General features: G+C 74.0%; 2 protein-coding genes. One reads left to right on the plus strand and one right to left on the minus strand.

Features of this window, described 5'->3' with window-relative positions; translation table 11 throughout:
- Positions 1–108: 108 nt before the first annotated feature.
- Positions 109–1,194, plus strand: a complete 1,086-nt coding sequence (locus AOK11_RS37890) for a serine/threonine-protein kinase (protein WP_055598150.1) — start codon at positions 109–111, stop codon at positions 1,192–1,194.
- 84 nt (positions 1,195–1,278) lie between these two features.
- Here AOK11_RS37890 and AOK11_RS37895 read toward each other — a convergent pair.
- On the minus strand, positions 1,279–2,454 hold a 1,176-nt coding region (locus tag AOK11_RS37895), incomplete at its 5' end, for a streptophobe family protein (RefSeq protein ID WP_055598151.1).

The following is a 2,454-nucleotide window of genomic DNA, read 5'->3' on the forward strand; positions in this document are numbered from 1 at the left end:
CCCCGGACACGCCCCCACCCGGGTCGTACCCGGCGAACCCACCGGAGCCGCGCCCGCCGAACCCACCCGCGTCGTCGCCCCGGATCCCTCCCCGGACCGTGACGTCCGATGACCCGCGACACCGGCCTGTTCGCCGGCCACCCCTCCGAGCTGACGGGGCAGCAAGTCGCCGGGTACCGCATCGAGCGCGAGATCGGCCGTGGCGGCATGGCCGTCGTCTACCGCGCCCGGGACCTGCGCCTGGACCGCACCGTCGCCCTGAAACTGCTCGCCCCGGAACTCGCCCGCAACGACGTCTTCCGCCGCCGCTTCACCCACGAGTCCCGCACCGCCGCCGCCATCGACCACCCGCACATCGTCCCCGTCTTCGAGGCCGGGGAGGCGGACGGCATCCTCTACATCGCCATGCGGTACGTCGAAGGCAGCGACCTGCGCCACCTCCTCGACCGTGAGGGACCCCTGCCGTCCCGCACCGCGCTGCGCATCGCCGTGCAGGTGGCCTCGGCACTCGACGCCGCCCACGAGCACGGCCTGGTCCACCGGGACGTCAAGCCCGGCAACATCCTGGTCGCCCGCGGCACCGACAGCGACCACCCCGAGCACGTCTACCTCACCGACTTCGGCCTGACCAAGAAGTCCCTGTCCCTGACGGGGTTCACCACCGTCGGCCAGTTCGTCGGCACGCTCGACTACGTGGCCCCGGAACAGATCTCCGGGCGTCCGGTCGACGCCCGCTGCGACGTCTACGGGTTCGCCTGCGTCGTCCACGAGACCCTCGCCGGCCATCCGCCCTTCCGCCGGGACGACGACATGGCCCTGCTCTGGGCCCACCAGTACGACGAGCCGCCGCCCCTGACCGCCGTACGCCCCGATCTTCCCCCGCAGACCGACGCCGTCCTCGCCAAGGCGCTGGCGAAGAGCCCCGACGACCGGTACGCGTCCTGCCTGGACCTCGTCGCCGCCCTGCGCACCGCAATCACGGGGGGCGGCGCCACGACCGCACCCGAGGGGCAGCACCCCGCCACCCGCGTGGCCCTGCGCGGAAGCCGGAACGGGAGCACGGGTGAAGACGGGAGCGGAAACGCCGCCGAGGGCCGGAGCGGAGCCGCGCCGGCGGAAGGAGAGACGGAGCGGGACGCGCCACGGCCCCCACCGGCCTGGGCGCGACCGGTGTTCGGGCCGACGCGGACCTAGGGTCTTTCGGGAGTGCACGTCCGCCCCAGTCCGCCTCCGTCCGGCCCAGTCAGCAGTCAGCAGTCAGCATTCGGCCGTCGGCAGTCAGCCCCCGGCAGCCGGTCCGACCGGCTGCCGGCGGCGCGTCCTCCGGGCCAGCAGCGCGCCCGCGAAGCCGGCGACCAGACCCCACAGGAGGGCCAACCCCAGAGCGACCGGCAGACGCGGTTTCAGCAGGACCTGACCGGAGAGCCCCGTGTCCAGGTCGCCGATGCCGAGCACGGACAGGCCGAGCCGGGCGGAGATCCGGCCGACCAGGCAGATCATCAAAACCGTCAGTGCGAGCGCCACCGCCAGGTGCACGGCGTGCTGCCAGGCCCGGACCCGGGCCGGTGACAGGGCCGCCATCACGAACGCCACGGCCAGCAGCAGGACCGCGTCGGCCACCAGCAGCCACCACACCCTGCCGTCGTGCCCGGCGAGCGTGCTCAGGTTCAGTGCCGAGACGTCCTCGGTCCGCAGCACCTCGTCGAGGGCGTGCGGCATGGGCAGTCCGAAGGGGCCTTCCACCCTGCCGTCCCAGGTGGCGCCCAGCCCGATGGTCAGCGCGAGCCAGGCCACGTTGGGCAGGCCGAGCAGGAGCACGGCGAACGTCTCCGCCGGGCGCCCCCGTGTCGCCGCGACGGCCAGGGCGATCACGGCACCGATGACGACGGAGGCGAGCAGCAGTTGCAGCATCGCGTGCGCCGCGGGCCGTACCGCCGACTGGAACCGGAGCAGCCGGCCCGGCAGCGGGGCGCCGCGCGACACCAGCAGGGCCAGCACCAGGACGCCCGCCAGCCAGAGCAGGCCGACGAGAACGGTCAGCGGCACATCGGCGGCGAAGCCGACCTCGGGGGAGACCCCGAACAGATCCCCGAGATCCCCCAGGACGCCCTCCCCGAGGGAGATCTCGAACGTGTGCCGGGCGGCGAACGCCAGGCAGAGCAGGGCGATCAGCCACAGGGCGACGATCCTCGCGGCCCACCCCGCGAGCTCCGGCGCCCCGGCGACGGCCCGGTGGCGCAACGGGCGCAGAAAACTCCAGCCGATGAAGAGGGCGCCGGTGAGAGTGACGGACAGCGGCATGACGGTCAGGCCGCCCTCCGCGCCGGCCAGACCGCTCGCGTCGCCGGACAGGTCCACCGACCCGCCGACGGCCGTGACGACGGTCGCGGCGAGCACCCTGGGGAACGAACCGTCCGGGAGGTCCGTGGCACCGGCCGCGCACAGTCCGAGCGC

The sequence above is a fragment of the Streptomyces hirsutus genome, from assembly GCF_001418415.1.
GTDB lineage: Bacteria > Actinomycetota > Actinomycetes > Streptomycetales > Streptomycetaceae > Streptomyces > Streptomyces hirsutus.